This window comes from Acinetobacter sp. 25-47-122 (assembly GCF_056779695.1).
In genome coordinates, this window is record NZ_JBWYIJ010000007.1 from 79,762 (window position 1) to 99,507 (window position 19,746).

The following is a 19,746-nucleotide window of genomic DNA, read 5'->3' on the forward strand; positions in this document are numbered from 1 at the left end:
GCTCAATCACTCAGGTAATTTAAAGTTTGCAACTGATTTCCTTAAAGAATCAGCCATTTGAGTGAGTTCTGCTATCGATTGAGCAGTATCTAAGGTTGAAGCGTGATTTTCTCGTGTGACATCTTGCACAAGCGACATTGTTTTCGCAATTTGCCCCGCAGCAGCTGACTGAACTTTTGAAGATGCTGAAATATTCGCAATCAGTTGAGCCAACTGTTTTGAAATCAACTGAATATCTGCAAGTGCTGCTCCTGCATCTTGAGCAAGTCCAGTCCCCTTAACCACCTCAGAAGTTGTTTGCTCCATAGAGCGAACAGCCTCATGCGTATCTAATTGAATATTTTTTACTAATATCTCAATATGTTTGGTCGCAGCAGTTGAACGTTCAGCTAAACGCTGCACCTCATCAGCAACACCAGCGAAACCTCGTCCAGCATCGCCAGCCATTGCGGCTTGAATGGCTGCATTTAATGCCAACAGATGCGTTTGCCCTGCAATGTCTTCAATGGTTGCAACAAAGTTTCCAATCTCTTGAGTAGATTCACCCAGCCTTTTAATTTTTTTAGATGTTTCTTGAATCTGCCCTCGTATTTGATCCATTCCATCTATTGATCGTTCAACCACTTCCCCACCCTTCGCTGCGATAAGTACCGCGCGCTGAGCAACTTTTGCAGATTGCGCTGCATTTTCAGAAACGTGATCAATTGAGTCTGCCATGTCATGAATGGCGAGCGATGTATTTTGGATTTCACGAGCTTGCAGCTCTGAAGATTGAGCCAATTGTGAACTCATATGCTGAGTTTGATGAATATATTGGGTAACTTGTTGAGAAGCCTGATTAATTCTCATCACCAAATCACGTAAATGATCTATCGCTACATTAATTGAATCCGCGATTGTCCCCGTGAAATCTGCAGAAACCGCAGCATATTTGGTCAAATCGCCTTCAGCTAAATCTCCAATTTCATCTAAAAGCCGATAAATCGCGGTTTGATTCTTCTTATCTTTATCCACTAGCTCAATCAAACGCAGACGATCTTCTTGGCTTCTCAAAATAAAAAGTTTAATTACAGCAAAGGTGAAGCTCGATAAACTAATCAACAATAAAAGTGACAGTAAAATCAGTAACCACGTAGAACCTGTGCGAATTTCATTGAGAGCAACTTGAATTTTTTGTAACTGAGACTCCGTGATATTGCTTTGAGACTCTAACCATAGTCGATCTACTTCATTTAAAGCCGGACTATAAAAATAAACTGATTTTACATTTTCAAGTTGTGAACTAAAAATAAGCTGAGAGTTTTTGAGAATCTGTAATGTGTAATCTGTAGGATTATCCTCAAACTGTTGAATCTGAATAATCATCATTTGATTGAGATATTTCAGTTCCCCCACCCCACGACTTTGCTCCACCGTACGTGGGAGATTAAACATGAGAAACAATAAAATCAGAAAAGCACAAACGAGGCTAATAATAGCCATGATTAAATAAGACTTCGTTTGGGCAGATTGCCCAAACAGCTCTGAAAACTGTTCAAGTTTTAACTTAAGTGAAGCTTTCCATCCCTGTGTGTTGGAATCTGAATCATTCACATTCCGACTGGTCTTTTTTAACCGTAAACTCACTCAGCTCCCCCAAAAAACTATTGCTGACTAGACATTAAATTGAATTAGATGTGAACATATGCTTTAGGCGATCATGCTCATATAGCTGACTCATCATCAGCACAGCTACAGGTGTTGAATGATCGAGAAAATAACCTTGGCAAAATGATCTATATGGTTCTGCGATCAAATCCGAACCGGCGCTATAGGTATTATTCTTATAATGTTTTACACCGAGGACTTCATCCACAAGTAATCCAACACAGTCTTGCCCCACGTTAAAACATAAAATTTTAACATTAGCGTGTAATTGTGTGGTTTTACCCAAAGCAAATTGCTTTAGATCTAATACGGTCACTACTCGACCTCGCAAATTCGCCAAACCTAAATACCACGGCGGCGTAAGTGGTAAAGAAGTAATGCTCAGTAAAGGGCTAACCTCCGCAATATCACCAAGTGGGGTAATAATTTGTTGCTGCTCAACTTTAAAACATACACCAGACCAGAGGTCCTGATTTTGTACATCACGGTACTCATTTGCTTGAGCCGAATTAGCATTACTGGCTTGCGTTAACCAGTGTTGTTGATCACTTTCATCTTGAATGATCATGCTGTGCCTGTATTTAAATATTGCTGAATGACATCCAGTAATCTTGATTCATCTACAGGTTTGATCAGGTAGTCGACAGCGCCTTGTCTTTTGCCCCAAATTCGATCCGTATCCTGATCTTTGGTACTGACAATGACAACTGGAATATGCTTCGTTACATCAGCTCTTGCAATTTGCCGAGTTGCTTGAAATCCATTCACACCAGGCATCACCACATCCATAAGTACAAGATCTGGTTGCTCTGCTTGCGCTAAGGTAACACCATCTGCACCATTGGTTGCTTCTAGCACTTCATAGCCATTTTTGGACAGAATTTCTTTAAATCTAAACATTTCTGTTGGAGAGTCATCTACCACTAAGATACGTGTCATATTTTATTTTCCCAGTACTTAACGTGAAGCGACAAGTTTACGAATCGCATTCAATAGCTCATCTTTACTGAATGGTTTCGTGAGGTATTCATCAGATCCAACAACTCGTCCTTTTGCCTGATCAAACATACCATCTTTACTGGATAACATGACCACTGGAATATGTTGGAAATTTTGTGAGTTTTTTAACAGTGCGCACGTTTGATACCCATCTAAACGCGGCATCATAATATCTACAAAAATAATATCAGGTCGAGTTTCAGCAATTTTAGATAATGCTTCAAATCCATCTACTGCAGTTACAACGTCATATCCTTCACGCTGTAATAAAGTTTCTGCGGTCCGACGAATCGTTTTTGAATCATCAATGACCATCACTTTAATATTTTGCAGATTATCATCCATTGAATGATCCTTCCTGAGATGAGATTTAAAGAAAAATGAAACGCTTAATTTAGAGAATAACCATTATTTTCTAACATAACATTACATTGATTTTCAATGCAGTTGAGTACTCGCGGAGAGATTGTGTCACAAAGCTTCATAGAATTTAAGGGTGAATCAGATTAAGCGTAAATTATTTAACGGTTTATATTTATAAATTTACCAGAACCACATAAAATGCTTGTTATTAAAAGCAAAAATTAAAAAATTGAATTGATATCACGGGGGCCAATTCCAATGTTTAATCTTTCGCACAAATCAAGAATTGGGTTAAAGCATCTTCATCATAAAACATTCTTAGTGATCATGATGACATTTGGTTTATGTATCAGTGAAGCAATTGCTAATACCACAGTGACCAAACCGTCTTGGTATCGTTATTATGATAAAAATGGCGTAGCTAATATTAGTAGTTCGGTAACACCAGAGCATATTCGTCACGGTTATGAAGCACTTGACCGTAATATGCAAGTGATTAAAAAAAATCGACCTTATGATGCCGATAAAGAACAGCAACAAAGTGCTGTACGTACGCAACAAGCCAAACAACATGAACAAGATCTACGCTTAAAACGCGCTTATGGTTCTAGTAAAGTGGCTGCGAACAAACGTGATGATATGTTGAAAAACATCAACAAACAAATCACCTTTCAAAAACAACAGTACCAACAACTGGAGCAAGATCGAATATTGTTTAAAAAGCAGGAACAGACCTATATCAAGAAAGGGAACCCTGTCCCTAAAAACTTACAAGATCGAATCACTTATAATGCACAGAATATGAGTAATATCCAAAAAAATATTGAATCTTTACAAACAAACTATCGAAATACTCAGTCACAATACGACAATATTATCAAGCGCTTAAAAACTCTTGAATAAAGAAGAGTTTGTCTGAATGGAAAGGAATTATCACATGCCGAATGCGACTCGTCACAGCAGTCAGTATAAGAAATATCTCGTATTAGGAACGCTGTGTACGAGTTGTCTTTTAGCCGCTTGTCAAAAAAATGACGAAAGTGTACAGCCAACCTCATCTACCCCTCAAAAAATTGAATTAATACAACAGGACTTAGTCAAAGTTGAAAATGGGGTCTCAAATCTGAAATTTGCTTTCACAGGCACCATACGCGCTGTGAATCAAAGTACAATTCAAGCGCAAGTGACTGCCACTGCTAGTCAAGTCTCTGTACAAGTCGGTGAAAGGGTGAGTAAAGGACAAGTCTTGGTACGTTTAAATAATCAAGATAATACAGCCCGACTCGCACAAGCTCGCGCTAATCTTGCTTCTGCACAAGCGCAGGCACAACAAGCTGCAAATATGGTCACTCGAAAAAAACGACTTTATGATCAAGGATTTATTTCTAAGGTTGAATATGAACAAAGTCAAGTGGAGCATAAAGCCCAACTCGAAACTGTACGAGCTCAGCAAGCAAATGTGGATATCGCACTGAAAGCCGATGCTGATGGATTAATTCGTAGCCCCATTTCTGGCGTAATTACCAAACGTCAAGTCGAACCAGGTCAAACCGTTTCAATGGGTCAAACATTATTTGAAATCGTAGATCCACAAAAATTGGAGATTCAAGCAAAACTCCCTGTCGAATCTCAACATGCGCTCAACATTGGAAACAACATTGAATATAAAATTCAAGGGACTACCCAAAATTATACTGCCAAGTTAACACGCATTTCCCCAATGGCCGATCAAATCAGTCGTCAGGTTGATTTTTTTGCTCAACCGAATGAATCAATCAATTCACTGAGTATTGGTGCTTTTGTCGAAGGTTTCATTTTAGATGACAAACAAATTCAGGGGCAAAAAGTTCCTCTTGATACTATTCAAGATGCAGATGGCAAACCTTATCTGTGGATCATCCGTGATCAGAAAATTCAGAAAGCTAATATTCGAATTCTGGATCGACAACCCAACGAGAATATTGCAATGATCAGTGGTCTTCAGCCAACGGATTACATCAGTAGAATTAAGTTTAATAATGATGACTTAAATAAAACAGTCTCAATTGCTTCAAAGTAAGACAGGATCTGAACTATGTGGTTAACTCGAATCAGTGTGAAATATCCTGTCTTTACGATCATGATGATGCTATGCCTGATGGTATTGGGCTTATCATCATGGCAACGAATGGGAGTTGAAGAATTCCCTGATGTCGATTTCCCATTTGTGGTCGTGTATACCACTTATCCAGGTGCTTCTCCTGAAACTGTTGAATCTGAAATTACCAAAAAGATGGAAGATCAGATCAATACGATCTCAGGTGTTAAACAAGTGATATCGCAGTCGAGTGAAGGACTCTCTACAATTATCACTGAGTTTAATTTGGATGTTCCTTCAACCGTTGCAGCGCAAGATATTCGAGACAAAATTGCGCCAGTGACAGCAGAATTTCGTGATGAAATTACTGATCCTATTGTTGAGCGCTATGACCCTTCCGCAGGTGCCATCATGTCGGTGGTATTTGAGTCTGAGAATATGTCACTCCGAGAGCTCAGCTCTTATTTAGATCAAAAAATTGTTCCTCAATTGAGAACTGTTCGTGGGGTAGGTACAGTTAACCTGCTAGGTGACTCGCAGCGTCAAATTCGTATTGAAGTTAATCCACAAAAATTACAAAGTCTTGGTGTTGGCATTGATCAAGTCATTAACACACTAAAAGGCGAAAACATTGAAGTCCCTGGGGGCACACTCAAACAGTCAAATTCAGAGCTGGTTGTTGAAATTAAATCAAGAGTAATTCATCCCCAATCCTTTGGGGATCTCATCGTCGCGAGTAAAAATGGCACGCCAATCTACTTAAAACAAGTAGCTGAAATTTACGACAGCCAAGCTGAACTCGAGTCGAGTGCATTCATTAACGGTCAAAATGCTGTCGCGTTGGATATTCTCAGAAGCTCTGATTCAAATGTAATTGACGTTGTAGATGCGGCTTATAAAACACTAAACCGTATAGAACAACAACTCCCGCAAGGAACAACATTGAAAGTAGTTGTCGATACATCTCGAGGCATACGAGCAAGTATTGGTGATGTTGCCCGTACAATTATTGAAGGTGGTGTACTTGCGGTTGTCATCGTTCTACTTTTTTTAGGTTCATTTAGATCGACGATTATTACAGGCCTTACCCTGCCAATCGCCTTACTTGGAACATTAACGTTCATTTGGGCTTTTGGTTTTACCATCAATATGATGACTCTTCTTGCCCTGTCTTTAAGTATTGGCCTTCTTATTGATGATGCAATTGTGGTACGTGAAAATATTGTTCGCCATGCTGATATGGGGAAAGATCATGTGACTGCTGCTTTAGATGGAACCAAAGAAATTGGGCTGGCAGTTCTCGCAACCACTTTAACTATTGTTGCGGTGTTCTTACCAGTTGCATTCATGGGCGGTATTATCGGTCGTTTCTTCTACCAATTTGGCGTGACAGTGAGCACCGCCGTACTGATCTCAATGTTTGTCAGTTTTACGCTCGATCCAATGCTCTCAGCTCACTGGGCTGAACGTCATCATCCAAATAAAAAACCGAGCGCATTGAAACGCTTCTTCAATGGGATCTCAAATAAACTTGATTCATTAAATGAAGTGTACGAGAAGCTGCTAAAACTGGCTCTAAGATTCCGCTTTCTAACAATTGTCGTTGCTGTTGCCTCACTGTTTGGCGCGCTCGCGCTATCAAAAATGGTGGGAACAGAGTTTGTACCTGTTCCAGATAAAGGTGAAATTCGGATCAAATTTGAAACGCCCGTAGATGCTTCACTCGAATACTCTCAGGCAAAGTTAAAACAAGTTGAATCTATTATTCGACAGCATCCAGAAGTTAAAGGAACGTACGGCGTTATTAATGGGGTGACTGATCGCGGGAAAAACCACGTAAGCATCCGAGTCAGTTTAAGTCCTCGCCAAGAGCGCTCTCAGACACTGACTGATTTAACCAATGAGTTTCGTGATCGACTACAAACAGTGGCGGGTATTACCCTCACCTCTATTGCTTCAGCAGATGAAACTGTGTCTGGTGGTCAAAAGCCTGTCATGATTTCCATCAAAGGACCTGAGCTAGATGAATTACAAAAAATTTCTGATCGTTTCATGGTGGAAATGGCAAAAATTGATGGTGTCGTCGATTTAGAAAGCTCGCTCAAAGAGCCTAAACCTACCCTTGAAGTGCATGTAAATCGTGTACTTGCAAACGATTTAGGATTATCAGTCAGCCAAATTGCCAATGTGATCCGCCCTCTCCTTGCTGGTGATGATGTAACGACGTGGAAAGACGAAAAAGGTGAAACCTATGATGTCAATTTGCGCCTCTCTGAAGATCAACGTACGCTTCCAAGTGACATCAATAATTTATATTTAAAATCGCAAAAAGTGGATGCGAATAATCAACCGATCTTGGTTCCGCTCTCAAGCGTAACAAGCACACAAGAAAGTTATGGTGCATCTCAAATCAACCGTCGTGATTTAGCACGTGAAGTCATGGTTGAAGCCAATACTTCAGGTCGACCTGCAGGTGATATTGGTCGAGATATTAAAGCATTGCAAGATAACTTCGAGATGCCTGCCGGCTATGGTTTTGAAACACAAGGTGCAAACGCAGATATGGAAGAATCGATTGGGTACGCTGTTACAGCTGTTACACTTTCTATTGTATTTATCTATATTGTTTTAGGCTCTCAATTCAATAGTTTTATTCATCCTGCGGCGATCATGGCCTCATTACCATTGTCATTGGTCGGGGTATTCCTTGCATTATTCTTATTTAACTCAACAATGAATTTATTTTCCATTATTGGCATCATCATGTTAATGGGATTAGTAACCAAGAATGCGATTCTCCTCATTGACTTTATTAAGAAAGCTATTGATCGCGGTGAGACACGTTTTGATGCCATTATTGCTGCAGGTAAAACACGACTGAGACCCATTCTGATGACCACAAGTGCGATGGTCATGGGTATGGTGCCATTGGCATTAGGCTTGGGTGAAGGAGGTGAACAAAGTGCTCCGATGGCGCATGCTGTCATTGGGGGCGTCATTACTTCTACCCTGCTGACCTTAGTTGTCGTTCCCGTTATCTTTACCTACTTAGATGACTTTAAGAATTTTATGGTACGTCAAACACGAAAATTCATGTCATAATGTAGAGAATTGTCATGAGGTGTCATTCAAAATGTTCACCTCATTTTTTATCGTATAATCTTATGCTTTAACGCTCATTATTAGGACAAATTCCATGCGCGCGAGTCGCTTTTTATTTGCAACGTTAAGAGAAACCCCAAGTGATGCTGAAGTAATCTCTCATCAGCTGATGCTTCGTGCGGGTATGATTCGTAAATTGGCTTCAGGATTATATTCTTGGTTGCCAATGGGCGTACGTGTGTTAAATAAAGTCGAAGCGATTGTTCGCGAAGAAATGGACCGTGCTGGTTCACTACAAGTATTGATGCCTGTGACCCAACCAGCAAGTTTATGGGAAGAATCTGGTCGCTATGTGCAATATGGTCCAGAACTTTTACGCTTTAATGACCGTCACAACAACCCGTTTGTTCTCGGCCCTACACATGAAGAAGTCATTACTGATTTAGCGCGTAACGAACTCAAAAGTTATAAACAATTACCCGCTAATTTCTACCAAGTTCAAACTAAATTCCGTGATGAAGTTCGTCCTCGTTTTGGCGTTATGCGCTCTCGTGAATTTGTGATGAAAGATGCTTATTCATTCCATGCAGATCAAGATTCATTACAAGAAACTTACGACACGATGTACGATGCCTATTGCCGTATTTTTACTCGTTTAGGTTTAGACTTCCGTCCAGTTCAGGCGGATACAGGTTCAATTGGCGGTTCAGGTTCGCATGAATTCCATGTATTGGCATCTAGCGGTGAAGATGATATTGCATTCTCAACTGAATCAGATTACGCAGCCAATATCGAAATGGCTGAAGCGATTCTTGTAGGTGAACGTGCTGCACCAACTCAAGAATTAAAAATTGTTGAAACACCAAATCAAAAAACTATAGCTGATGTATCTGCTTTCTTAGGTACCGATGCAAAACAGTCTGTCAAAGCTTTGTTGGTACAAGGAATCGCTGAAGAAGGTAAAACTGCGCCTGTCGTAGCACTATTCCTTCGTGGGGATCATGAGCTAAACGAAATCAAAGCTGAGAAACATCCGCTGATTGCATCACCACTTACATTTGCAACTGAAGAACAACTGAGTGCTTTAGGCTTAACCGCTGGTTTTGTTGGTCCTCAAGGTCTGGTCGAAAAAGGGATTAATGTCATCGTTGACCGAGCAGCGTCAGTATTGTCTGACTTTGTTGCAGGTGCAAACGAAGCAGGCAAACATGCGACAGGTGTGAACTGGGAGCGTGATGCTCAATTCACTGAAGTTTATGATCTTCGCAATGTTGTTGAGGGTGATCCATCTCCAGATGGTAAAGGTGTACTTCAAATTAAACGTGGTATTGAAGTTGGTCATATTTTCCAATTAGGTCAAAAATACTCTGAAGCTCTGGGCTGCAAAGTATTAGGTAAGGATGGTAAACCATTCACTGTAACAATGGGTTGTTATGGTATTGGGGTGACTCGCGTAGTCGCGGCTGCCATTGAACAAAATTACGATGAAAAAGGAATTATTTGGCCTGCTGCTATCGCGCCTTTCCATATCGCAATCGTTCCGATGAATGCTCATAAATCACCTCGTACTGTAGAGGCTGCTGAAGCACTTTATGCAGAACTTCAAGCTGCTGGTTATGACGTGCTTTTAGATGACCGTGATGAACGACCAGGCGTTAAATTCTCCGATATCGAAATAACAGGTATTCCGCACCGAATTGTTATCGGTGAAAAAGGTTTAGATGCTGGTACTTTTGAGTACAAAGGTCGTTCTGATACTGAATCAAGCAACCTGAGTAAAGAAGAAATACTCACTAAAATCGCCCAATAATTTGAGCATAAAAAATCCCGCGATTCGCGGGATTTTTTATAGACCGTTGATATTCACTTTCAAATCTTTCACAGATGTACCAATAGCCCCAAAGCTCCCCATTGAACCATTCGCTAAACCATTAAAGACCGTCGGACTACTCGCCCCCTCACGTCCCAACATCACATTGTTGAGACCAACATTCATTTTACTAGATTGTCCTGTATTTCCGATGTAAATACCTGAAGGTGCAACACCTGCATGGAAACCAGATAATGAAAAACCATTGTTTTGATCAGTAGCTTTAGCCTGAAAATCGAATTTTGCAGAAGAATTACCAGATACGAATGCAATAGGACAGCCTGAGCCTGTGCCACAGATTGATTGAATTGCGCCTCCAAACTGGACCATGTAGCCTTGAGGCACATTTCCTAATTGAACATTGATCTGAGGACGTTGGGATTGATTTAATGTAATTTCAAAGTTTCGATCAGCACTGCCTATTTCTAAAATTTTAGCGACACCGGGCACCAACTGCTTCAGATCATTATAAATCGATTTAGTTTGCGTAGTGCTAGACACCTGATTACTGCTGGCGATATAGAGTGCGAATGGACTCAATTTAAACCCAGTAATTTGCTCCGCAAAAGTGATACCTATATTGGCAAATGGCGTGCCATTACCTCCGTCTGTATCAATTTTTGCATTGATTGTAGACGAACCAGGGGTATGACCTAAAAATTGAACCTGAATTGGATTACCAGTTGGACCTGCGACCACTAAGCCAGCAGCTTGTGAATAATTTTTTCCTAATATTGGATCTTTAATTCCATCTTGATCAATGATCGCAACCTGTGTGAACTCGATCTTATCCATTCCAATACCAATACTAATCCCATCTTGACCAGTAGTAGACGAAAGAGACTGATCATCTAATGGTTGCATAGCAAAACACGGGAATCCCACCGCAGTGGTCAAAATAAGTAAACTGAATCGTTTTGTTTTTATCATATTCATGAGTCTATCCCTCAACTTTCCATATTTACTTATTAATTTCGAGGTGTAATGCGCAATTCACTATTCAAGCGACCGCCAGTAATGGCCAATTCGCCTAAACGAGCGCCAGCACCTACAGTTGGAGGATAGAAGTTGATGTCTCTTGCTCTAAAAACACCCGAAGTTGTCTTTTGAGGATTGAACATCAAGGCAGCATTCACACCAAATTGTCCCGCACCATTTTGATCTTTACTAACAACCAATGCATTATTAAATGCAATTTTACCTGTCAAACGGTCTAAACCAAGTGTTGAACCATTATGAGGATCGGTAATTTGGAAGGTGTTATTGTCACCTTTCAGCTCTAATTCACCTACAAAAGATAAGTTCTGACCATCTTCAGCAGCATTATTTGGAATTAAAGAAAAATCAACATCACCACCAAGACGTGATTTCACCACAAACATCACATCATCAGCTAAAGCAAAATTGTTATCTGGTGATGAACTTCGCGTAGCACATCCTGCTGCTCCACTATTTAATTTACAGGTTTTATAAATGGTACCTGGCAGATATCCCGCAGCAACTTCTGTTGATAAAACAATCAACATATCGCGCAAGCTGACATTTACACTACCATTTTCTACGCCCATATTTCCTGTTCCCTTCGCGTACAGATCAATATTACGTAAACCCATATAGTAATCTGTTGAAGTTGCCGTATCTCCACTGCCTACCTTACCTCCATCAACCACTAAAATTGACGTGGTTTTATTGCCTAGCGCTTGACCATTAGCTCGATCTACCCCAGAGGTACTCATTGCAAAAGACAAACCAATTCTTGAGGTATTACCCGCTGTAGCAATCATGTTTTTAACAACATCGGAGCCTGCTAATGTGTAATAAAAAGCTTGATCTGCACGAACTGATGTTCCATATAGAGCAAGATTGGCATTCAGATTATAAAAAGGCAGTGCCAAGCCCCACTCATTTTTAACATTTGTATTCGCAAACAAGTTAGCTCCTGGTGTTCCTGCACTATTGGTAAAACGTCCACGGCGGGAAATAGACTGAAATTCAGCACCACGAATCGCAGCAATCAAGCTGTATGGATTATCACCTGTTACTGCATTATGAATTTGGTGCTGATAATCAGTTGCTAAGGTTAAATAACTTCCATTACCAAAACGACTTTTTTGGAACACTTCGTTTTCAGGTAAGCGCAGTGTTTTTGTATCTGCTAAATTGAGATACACATTACCACTGTCAAAAGATGCTCGAGTATTTGGTCTTAACCCTGTTAAGTTACTAAACTCAAAACCGTATGCATTTAGACCTGCCCCACCAATTTCTAAAGTCGTTGCTTGGCCATCACTTCCGAGCATTGAATCATTGTCTTTGGTAAAGTCAGCTTTCATACGGAATCCGATTCCAGAATCACCAATTACACTATTACTGGATGAAGCCGTTGGACTATTGGCATTTCCTAGAACACTTTCCTTGCCTTTTGTACCACGAAATTGCAACGATGAATTGACCATTCGCCCGCTGGCACCTACACGGATGAGTCCTTTAGCTCCTTGAGGATTATTTGTATTGCTATTTAAAGCATATGGGTCATTTGAGCTCACGTTCTTATTCAACATTACTTCGATATTTAGACCTGAGTTTGTTGTTTCACCCTCAGCACCTGACTTACCATTGCCATAGGTTCCTGTGTTAATAAATCCTGCATTTTTTGAAGCCGAATTTGCAACACGGTTTAAATCCACATAACCCAAATTATCATTAGGCGTACTACTCATACCGGCAACATTATCTGTCGACCCTGTACGTGTATTCGACTGCATTCTCAATCCCTCAACCTCATCGACAAAAATGGCACCACGTGCTTTGAAGTTGAAATTGAAGTTGTTTAAAACAAGTTGGTTGAGTTGATTTCGTGCATCAGTCTGCCCTAAATAGATATTGGCATTCTTAATCCCTAGTGCGATTTCGCTAAGGTTCTCTTTGCTGAATAATCCATGAATCGTTCTAAGCGATAAATCAGTATTCGAAGTAGTTTGTAAAGCCAATTGACCCATTGAAAAACTACAACGGCTTGAACTCTCATTATCACAAATTCTAAGATTATTCATGGTCACTAAAGCAGGTGTCACACTGGCATTGAAGTCTAACCCTGCTTGGTTCGCATTGCTTCCAGCGTTAATTTTAATGTCTGCCCCTAGTGTTTGATTAGATACATTACTTTTTCGAATAAAGACATTATCTGCTGTTGCCTGCAATGTATTATTGGTTGCTCCACTACTGCCACGACCTGCTTGATCTTGCCAATAGACCTGATCCATGTTGGCTTCAGTCAATGTTGTCGAGATATGAACACCATCTTGACCATTCACATTTCGCAAAGCTTCGTCATGCATCACTTCTAAAGCAATGGCATGACCGCTTGCAAGCAAGATACTCAGGCTTAATGCATTCATAACCAGCAATGAGCTGTGATTATATTTTTTATTGTTCATCACATTTCCTTATGCATGTCTAATTTCAACAACGCTGGTGACTGCCGTCACAACCAAACATCATGACGTTACCCTGAACAGCTAAATTACCATTCATTTTTAAACCCATAAAACCAGTTTCTCGCCCATGGTCATATGCAGAACGAGGAGCATTAGATGAATCATAACGTGTCACTTGCAGGTAACCATAGTCAGCAGGACTTGTTCCTACACCCTCAGTGGTGGCATTACTGGTAAATTTATCCTGACCAAAAGCCAAAGCATCAAAACCAAAATTACGAATTTGAATTGGCTTAGATGCATCAAAGCTTAGTTGCATCGCTGCTTTAAGCTGATCAGTACCAGAATCATTTTTATAGCTGATATCTACACCATCCAAGCCAATCTTTTGAATATTTAGAGTACCCTGAATCCCTTTAAAAACAAGCCATAATTTAAAACCATCTGTACTACTTGCTTGACCATCTTTGATATAGCGATTATTGACAGCAAGCGCGAGACGACAATATTCCACATCCTTACACAGTGCATCATCAAAAACATAACGTTGAACATTATTCTCAGTCACTAACTTTTGGTTTAAAGAAAGTTTTAATGAGAGATCAGCTCCAGCTTGTCCTTCAACATTTTTTAAAGCTTCATCTGACATGGGCTCAAGTGCATAAGTCATTGATGCTATAACACTGAATAGGACAGCGACTAATGAATTTTTCATGAATGCTCTCCTATAATCCTTTTGTGGTGATTTTCATATGCTGAATAAGAACACCATCAATGACCGCAGAACCCATATTTTTAAAATTTGACGGTGGCAATGCGGCATTAGGCGTTTGGGGAATTGGATTGACTGCACCAAAACTTATACCTACTGCATCTGATCCTTTATAAGCACTTAAAGTATTATTCGCAGCGTTATAAGAAGTACTTCCAATAGTGATACTGCTATGTGTTGCATTCGTCCCTTGATAGCCATTCAACCCATTGGTACCACATTTATAAAAGTTACAGGTTGAGCCCGCATATTCTGTCGAGTTTGGATTGCTATAATCTGTGTATATTTTTTTATAAATTTCAGGTTTATTTGGAATACGCGTGAGTTCCAAACTAAAGTTTTTACCATCAGAGCCTAGAATCAAAGGCTGATAGAGTGAACCCAATACGATATTGGCATTCAAATTATGAATAAAGATACCCTCATTGGCATCAAATACTGGTGCCAGAGTATTGTTGATGGCAGGGGTTTGTAAATTAGGAGTGTCTGATGTTTCACGCGTACTCAGTCTAAGAATATTGGCTGTTTTATTCCCCGTCGTCAGATTTTGACCATCACCTGAGTTCAAACGCACAAGTCCAGCAACACCCAAGGTGTTGTTATAAAATGCACTCATGCCTGCTTGGTTATTTGCACCATTTAAAGTTTGAAAGATTTTTATATTACTTCCATTAATGGAAAAATTATTCCAAATGGCCTGTAAACGAAGTCGATTAGCACGATCCGCATTACTCGTTCCTGCTTTTTCCCCCAATTGGTAAAGTAGTGGATCCCCTTCTTTACGAGAAGGATCAAGCACAAAAGCATCCGCCCACATGGCCATCTTTAATTTATAAGCATCAAGACCATTAGCTGCATCTGTAGGACGAACTGTGTCCATTAATGGAGCTTCAAGCGTCAAGAATGGAACCTGACAGCTAGGATCATTACTTATACATGTTTTATTTAAATCAAAATTTGGAACCTGATTTTCAGTACCGACTCGAAGTAGCCATGGATTGGTTGCTGTTCCCCATGATCCTATACGTGCATCTTTGTCTGTCGCAGCTAAGCGCGTATTATGATTATTATCAGATTTAGATAATGCGAGACCATATACGAACAAATCAGCCTTACCGACGGAATGATCTTCTGACCCTACTGTTCCATTTTTATTGGTATCCAATGCCGCATCTGTTAAAGGACCCACTGGAATGAGATGAATATATCCAGTATCTTTTTGGCGATTCATTAAATCTGCCGCAGTTGAATTTTCCCCTTGAAAAACAAAATAAGCATCTTGAGGAATCATGGCGACACCCTCACCAGTCGTCGCACTTAAATTTTCATCCGAAAGAGGCTGCAATGCGTAGACCGAAACCGTAGTAAGCGTCATTAAACTTGCAAGTAAAGTCTGATTAAATATGTTCGTATAATTAAGTGCCATCTCGACCTTCCCGTATACGATGCCTTGCACCATATTTATATTTTTAATTGTTCAGAGAAGAATTCCATGCTTCTCTTTTAATATTAAGATTACATCACAGTTTATAGTATATAAATGAAGTGGAATTTGCAAAAAATTGCGATTGGGTTGGCATTTTTTCCGATAAATGAATAAGCTCAATTTTTCAGACACTTATAAAAAAAGCAAACTCATTGAGTTTGCTTTTTGCATGAAGTCTTACAATTCAATACTTAGGTTTTAGGTAAAGTTACACCTGTTTGACCTTGGTATTTTCCACCACGATCTTTATAAGATGTTTCACACACTTCATCAGACTCAAAGAATAACATTTGAGCAACACCTTCACCAGCATAAATACGTGCAGGTAAATTGGTTGTATTTGAAAATTCCAAGGTCACATGACCTTCCCACTCTGGCTCAAGTGGCGTCACGTTTACAATAATACCGCAACGCGCATAGGTTGATTTACCTAAACACACCGTTAAGACATTACGTGGGATACGGAAGTATTCTACTGTACGAGCAAGTGCAAATGAGTTAGGTGGAATAATACACACGTCAGCTTCGATATCGATAAAACTTTTATCATCGAAATTTTTTGGGTCAACAATAGCAGAGTGAACGTTTGTGAACACTTTGAACTCACGCGCACAACGAACATCATAACCATAGCTTGAAACGCCATATGAAATGAGTTTTTGACCATTTTCGTCTAAACGAACTTGGTTTTCTGCATACGGTTCAATCATGCCGTGTTTTTCGCTCATTTCGCGAATCCAACGATCAGACTTAATAGCCATTTATTTATTCCCAGAATACATATTCAATTACTGCGCTGTACTTTAACTGAAAACCCCGTCAATGGAAATAACCCACGATTTGTATTCCTGTTCAGTCTGCTGCGGTGAATCATCTTAAAGACTTAACAATGCCGAATAACTCATTGGAATTGAGAAACTCATCAGGACTAAGGATGCTGTTTTTTGCATATTGGACTGGTTTAACCATTTAATTTTATTATTGGCTAACAGCGACCCAATGAGTGTCCAAATAAAAGCGATGGGTAGGATCAATAAAATAAACATCAACATGTGCGCAATATAATAATCTACACTCACCCAAACAATTGCAGGGAAAATAGCCGAGGCAAAAAGCAAAGCTTTAGGATTGAGTAAAGTTGCACAGAATAATTCAGAAGCTTTGATGGTGGGCTGGTTCAACTGATGTTCTACGTTGGCAGTGCGCCATAATTTGATGGCCAGATAGATAATATAGAATGAACTAAATAATTTTAATATCACTGGCAAAATTGGCAAATGAGTGGTGACACGACCAATTAAAAACCCCCATGCAGTGATGGCAATAAGATAGCCTAATGCTTCCGCGGGTATTAAGCGAAATGACTTTTTAATACCTACCTGTATGCCTGAAGATGCAAGTAAAGTATTGGTTGGTCCGGGTGTGAATAAAATCGTGGTAACCAACGCAATAAAGAGCCATGAAATCATAGGATGACCTCGCTGATAATGCGCTCAGATTAATCAGGATTATTTCAATTGGCAAAATATTATTTGTGTGAAAATTTCTCAAGAATGAAACACAATTTTTTTTGTAATATTTTTCATCAGGTTAGTTTGTCATTTAAATTATAACTCTGAAGTCACACGATGTAATCGAAACGAAAAACATGATGTACTTTTGCAAAAATGCTTATAGCACGTTCTTCATCGATGAAATTCAGCATCACAGTCCATTCACGCTGTGATGCTGAGTTCAAGCATTAATTTGACTGTTGTTCAGCTTCTTGAACCTGAATATTTAAAGATTTCTTTTGGAATTCTTCAGGATAATCAACATAAGGAATAATGGCAGCAGAAGCTGTCGTTGACAGAATGAGAGAAATCATAACCATCTTCATTGCAGTGATTGAACGCATTTCTATACCCATATAACGTGAAATTTCAAAAAATATTTTAGGTAGAAAAATTAGAGTAAATAATCCTAAAACGACGAACGGTCAACAAAAAAACCTGCCTAAGTAAGACTTAGACAGGTTTAACATTGAGTCTTTTCAAATAGTTAGAAAATCCGACTTTGATCTCTTTCAGCTTTAGGCAATGCAGCTGCAATCTTCTGTGCAATTTCAATATAACTATCTGCGGCATCATCACCAATCAATACAGATGGTTTACCTTCATCGGCATGCTCTCGGATTTTCGCATTCAATGGTAAACGTCCAAGTAATGGAATATCGTATTGTTCCGATAACTTATCGCCACCACCAGTACCAAAGATTTGCTCTTCATGGCCACAGTTTGAACAAATATGTGTCGACATATTTTCCACCACGCCCATCACAGGAATTTGAACACGGTTAAACAATTCAATACCTTTGGTCGCATCCATCAATGCGACATTTTGTGGTGTCGTCACGATCACTGCACCGGTCACTGGAATACGTTGTGCCAGAGTTAATTGAATATCCCCTGTTCCTGGTGGCATGTCGATCATTAATACATCAAGATCAGGCCAAAGGGTTTGGTTGAACAGTTGCATCAATGCGCCTGTTGCTTTTGGACCACGCCAAGCCACAGGAGTATTGTGATCTCCTGTCAGATGACCAATCGACAACACCGCCATACCAAAAGCATCCAACGGTACAAAATGTTCTGCCTCGATCATTGGGGTTTTACCGGCATTGCCAAGCATCGTTGGGATACTTGGACCATAGATATCTGCATCCAACACACCTACTTTCAGCCCGAGCTTTTGTAATGCCAGAGCTAAATTTACCGTAGTGGTTGATTTCCCTACACCACCCTTACCTGACGAAACTAAAATCACGTTCTGGATACGTGGATGCTTAGGTACATCACGTTGCTGTGGTGCAGCTTTTTGAATCGGGGCTTCTTCTTGTTGAGGTTGGTAATTCGCATTCGCTTGTTTTACCGCATCTTGGCTTGCAGATGCATCTACAACAGGAGGCAGATTGGATTTTGGGGCTTCGGCTTTTTTGCTTGAACAGCTTTCACCTGCTGCATGGTTGTGCCCACAACCACCTTGTTGTTGAGCATGACTTCCTGTTTTCTGCTGAATGACATGCATATTCAGCTCTTTAATCCCACACTTTTCCAAAGCATCAGCGAGTTCATCGTGAATTTGCTGTAACTGATCTTTTTCACTTGGCACGGTATTAATGGTAATTTGCAGTACATCACCTTCAACATTGACCTGTGTGATTCGATCTTTCAAAAAATTGTCAGAATTCGGCAAAACGTAGTGTTGTAATACGTGTTGTACAGCCTCTTCATTCACCTCCTTTGAGGGTGAAAAAACAGATTTGAGTGAAGAAAGCCACGACATACCGTACTCCAAGTCTGGACAGAAACTGATAAAGGAATAGTTTAACGAGAAATATCAACAAGGTTAAGCAACAATATATTGATCCCCGTTTGAATAGAAATATGTTAGTCGAATTCCAACTAAATTAGTCAGCTTTTTTATTATTTTTATTGGTGTATTTCCGATGCTGTCATTGATAAGGGCTATAAACTTGATTTCACTGTTAAACACCTTGATTCATGTTGCAAGTGATTCATTCCTTCAACAAATACCAACACAATAGCGAATTTTTCACATTAAAATTGAAAAGAATATAAAACCAAGATAACACTTCGATATGTCTTTAAAACAAATAAATCTGAAACTTAAATTAAAAACACGCTCAATAACTGCCTTAATGAGCACAATGCTCCTTCTACCAATTTTAGGCTATGCCGCCAATGAATCCCGAAGTTTTCGTACTCCTTCAGGACAAATCATCAGCTTAGGTGACTCTTATGCAAAATTAAGCTCACACATGAAGCAGACGCCGACTTCAACACAACATTATGAATGGAAAGAAGGAAAAAATCGTTTTACGGCTTATAGCTATACCTACGAATTTCATGATCTGATTTACACGTTTACTGTGGTGAATAATGAAATTAGAAAAATCGAATGGATTAGAAAAAATTAAAAAAAAAGCTCATC

At 39.7% G+C, this 19,746-nt stretch carries 16 protein-coding genes and 1 pseudogene; 5 read left to right on the plus strand and 12 right to left on the minus strand.

The window, feature by feature from the left end; genetic code table 11:
• Positions 1-6: 6 nt before the first annotated feature.
• Genes AC1M9P_RS08115 through pilG form a run of 4 tightly spaced genes read right to left on the minus strand, consistent with a single transcriptional unit; the run spans position 7 to position 2,991 of the window.
• Complete coding sequence (locus tag AC1M9P_RS08115; protein WP_481587275.1) at positions 7-1,626, minus strand: methyl-accepting chemotaxis protein; 1,620 nt, start codon at positions 1,624-1,626, stop codon at positions 7-9.
• 34 nt (positions 1,627-1,660) lie between these two features.
• On the minus strand, positions 1,661-2,215 hold the full coding sequence (locus AC1M9P_RS08120) for a chemotaxis protein CheW (RefSeq protein ID WP_481587276.1): 555 nt from the start codon (positions 2,213-2,215) through the stop codon (positions 1,661-1,663).
• Complete coding sequence (locus AC1M9P_RS08125) at positions 2,212-2,586, minus strand: response regulator (protein WP_035269071.1); 375 nt, start codon at positions 2,584-2,586, stop codon at positions 2,212-2,214. The genes AC1M9P_RS08120 and AC1M9P_RS08125 overlap by 4 nt, the downstream gene beginning before the upstream one ends.
• An 18-nt stretch (positions 2,587-2,604) precedes the next feature.
• Positions 2,605-2,991, minus strand: coding sequence for a twitching motility response regulator PilG (gene pilG, locus AC1M9P_RS08130; RefSeq protein WP_035269072.1), 387 nt, complete (start codon positions 2,989-2,991; stop codon positions 2,605-2,607).
• A gap of 276 nt (positions 2,992-3,267) precedes the next feature.
• Here pilG and AC1M9P_RS08135 point away from each other — a divergent pair, with 276 nt between their 5' ends.
• The 4 genes from AC1M9P_RS08135 (at position 3,268) to AC1M9P_RS08150 (ending at position 9,998) form a co-directional block, all read left to right on the plus strand.
• Positions 3,268-3,912 (plus strand): hypothetical protein, encoded by a 645-nt coding sequence (locus AC1M9P_RS08135; RefSeq protein WP_257227584.1) that lies wholly within the window; start codon positions 3,268-3,270, stop codon positions 3,910-3,912.
• Positions 3,913-3,946: 34 nt separating this feature from the next.
• Positions 3,947-5,068, plus strand: coding sequence for an efflux RND transporter periplasmic adaptor subunit (locus AC1M9P_RS08140; RefSeq protein ID WP_481587277.1), 1,122 nt, complete (start codon positions 3,947-3,949; stop codon positions 5,066-5,068).
• A 15-nt stretch (positions 5,069-5,083) separates the two neighbouring features.
• Positions 5,084-8,188 carry an efflux RND transporter permease subunit gene (locus tag AC1M9P_RS08145; RefSeq protein ID WP_481587278.1) on the plus strand — a complete coding sequence of 1,035 codons (3,105 nt, stop codon included), beginning with the start codon at positions 5,084-5,086 and terminating at the stop codon, positions 8,186-8,188.
• A gap of 94 nt (positions 8,189-8,282) precedes the next feature.
• On the plus strand, positions 8,283-9,998 hold the full coding sequence (locus AC1M9P_RS08150; RefSeq protein WP_481587279.1) for a proline--tRNA ligase: 1,716 nt from the start codon (positions 8,283-8,285) through the stop codon (positions 9,996-9,998).
• A 36-nt stretch (positions 9,999-10,034) separates the two neighbouring features.
• Here AC1M9P_RS08150 and AC1M9P_RS08155 read toward each other — a convergent pair whose 3' ends face one another.
• The 8 genes and pseudogenes from AC1M9P_RS08155 to apbC form a co-directional block, all read right to left on the minus strand.
• Positions 10,035-10,994, minus strand: a complete 960-nt coding sequence (locus tag AC1M9P_RS08155) for a DUF6160 family protein (RefSeq protein WP_481587280.1) — start codon at positions 10,992-10,994, stop codon at positions 10,035-10,037.
• A 32-nt stretch (positions 10,995-11,026) separates the two neighbouring features.
• On the minus strand, positions 11,027-13,495 hold the full coding sequence (locus AC1M9P_RS08160) for a DUF6160 family protein (protein WP_481587281.1): 2,469 nt from the start codon (positions 13,493-13,495) through the stop codon (positions 11,027-11,029).
• Positions 13,496-13,520: 25 nt separating this feature from the next.
• Entirely contained in the window at positions 13,521-14,210 is a 690-nt protein-coding gene (locus AC1M9P_RS08165; RefSeq protein ID WP_481587282.1) for a hypothetical protein, read from the minus strand.
• Between the two features lie 106 nt (positions 14,211-14,316).
• A pseudogene (locus AC1M9P_RS08170) lies at positions 14,317-15,726 on the minus strand (hypothetical protein); the annotation flags it as partial.
• A gap of 218 nt (positions 15,727-15,944) precedes the next feature.
• Positions 15,945-16,514: a dCTP deaminase gene (dcd, locus tag AC1M9P_RS08175; RefSeq protein ID WP_004694514.1), complete on the minus strand. Its 570-nt coding sequence runs from the start codon at positions 16,512-16,514 to the stop codon at positions 15,945-15,947.
• Between the two features lie 114 nt (positions 16,515-16,628).
• Positions 16,629-17,222: a LysE family translocator gene (locus tag AC1M9P_RS08180; protein WP_035269555.1), complete on the minus strand. Its 594-nt coding sequence runs from the start codon at positions 17,220-17,222 to the stop codon at positions 16,629-16,631.
• Between the two features lie 272 nt (positions 17,223-17,494).
• Positions 17,495-17,650, minus strand: coding sequence for a hypothetical protein (locus AC1M9P_RS08185; RefSeq protein WP_179999384.1), 156 nt, complete (start codon positions 17,648-17,650; stop codon positions 17,495-17,497).
• Between the two features lie 143 nt (positions 17,651-17,793).
• Positions 17,794-19,077 carry an iron-sulfur cluster carrier protein ApbC gene (apbC, locus tag AC1M9P_RS08190; protein WP_481587283.1) on the minus strand — a complete coding sequence of 428 codons (1,284 nt, stop codon included), beginning with the start codon at positions 19,075-19,077 and terminating at the stop codon, positions 17,794-17,796.
• Positions 19,078-19,453: 376 nt separating this feature from the next.
• Between apbC and AC1M9P_RS08195 the strand changes: the two genes are divergently transcribed.
• A complete protein-coding gene (locus AC1M9P_RS08195) occupies positions 19,454-19,732 on the plus strand; it encodes a hypothetical protein (RefSeq protein ID WP_481587284.1) in 279 nt (92 codons plus the stop codon).
• Positions 19,733-19,746: the final 14 nt, after the last annotated feature.

Excerpts from the sequence above, each read along its gene's own strand:
- AC1M9P_RS08120 (WP_481587276.1), bottom strand. The coding sequence starts at position 2,215 with ATGATCATTCAAGATGAAAGTGATCAACAACACTGGTTAACGCAAGCC.
- AC1M9P_RS08125 (WP_035269071.1), bottom strand. The coding sequence starts at position 2,586 with ATGACACGTATCTTAGTGGTAGATGACTCTCCAACAGAAATGTTTAGA.
- pilG (WP_035269072.1), bottom strand. The coding sequence starts at position 2,991 with ATGGATGATAATCTGCAAAATATTAAAGTGATGGTCATTGATGATTCA.
- AC1M9P_RS08135 (WP_257227584.1), top strand. The coding sequence starts at position 3,268 with ATGTTTAATCTTTCGCACAAATCAAGAATTGGGTTAAAGCATCTTCAT.
- AC1M9P_RS08140 (WP_481587277.1), top strand. The coding sequence starts at position 3,947 with ATGCCGAATGCGACTCGTCACAGCAGTCAGTATAAGAAATATCTCGTA.
- AC1M9P_RS08145 (WP_481587278.1), top strand. The coding sequence starts at position 5,084 with ATGTGGTTAACTCGAATCAGTGTGAAATATCCTGTCTTTACGATCATG.
- AC1M9P_RS08150 (WP_481587279.1), top strand. The coding sequence starts at position 8,283 with ATGCGCGCGAGTCGCTTTTTATTTGCAACGTTAAGAGAAACCCCAAGT.
- AC1M9P_RS08155 (WP_481587280.1), bottom strand. The coding sequence starts at position 10,994 with ATGAATATGATAAAAACAAAACGATTCAGTTTACTTATTTTGACCACT.
- AC1M9P_RS08160 (WP_481587281.1), bottom strand. The coding sequence starts at position 13,495 with ATGAACAATAAAAAATATAATCACAGCTCATTGCTGGTTATGAATGCA.
- AC1M9P_RS08165 (WP_481587282.1), bottom strand. The coding sequence starts at position 14,210 with ATGAAAAATTCATTAGTCGCTGTCCTATTCAGTGTTATAGCATCAATG.
- dcd (WP_004694514.1), bottom strand. The coding sequence starts at position 16,514 with ATGGCTATTAAGTCTGATCGTTGGATTCGCGAAATGAGCGAAAAACAC.
- AC1M9P_RS08180 (WP_035269555.1), bottom strand. The coding sequence starts at position 17,222 with ATGATTTCATGGCTCTTTATTGCGTTGGTTACCACGATTTTATTCACA.
- AC1M9P_RS08185 (WP_179999384.1), bottom strand. The coding sequence starts at position 17,650 with ATGCGTTCAATCACTGCAATGAAGATGGTTATGATTTCTCTCATTCTG.
- apbC (WP_481587283.1), bottom strand. The coding sequence starts at position 19,077 with ATGTCGTGGCTTTCTTCACTCAAATCTGTTTTTTCACCCTCAAAGGAG.
- AC1M9P_RS08195 (WP_481587284.1), top strand. The coding sequence starts at position 19,454 with ATGAGCACAATGCTCCTTCTACCAATTTTAGGCTATGCCGCCAATGAA.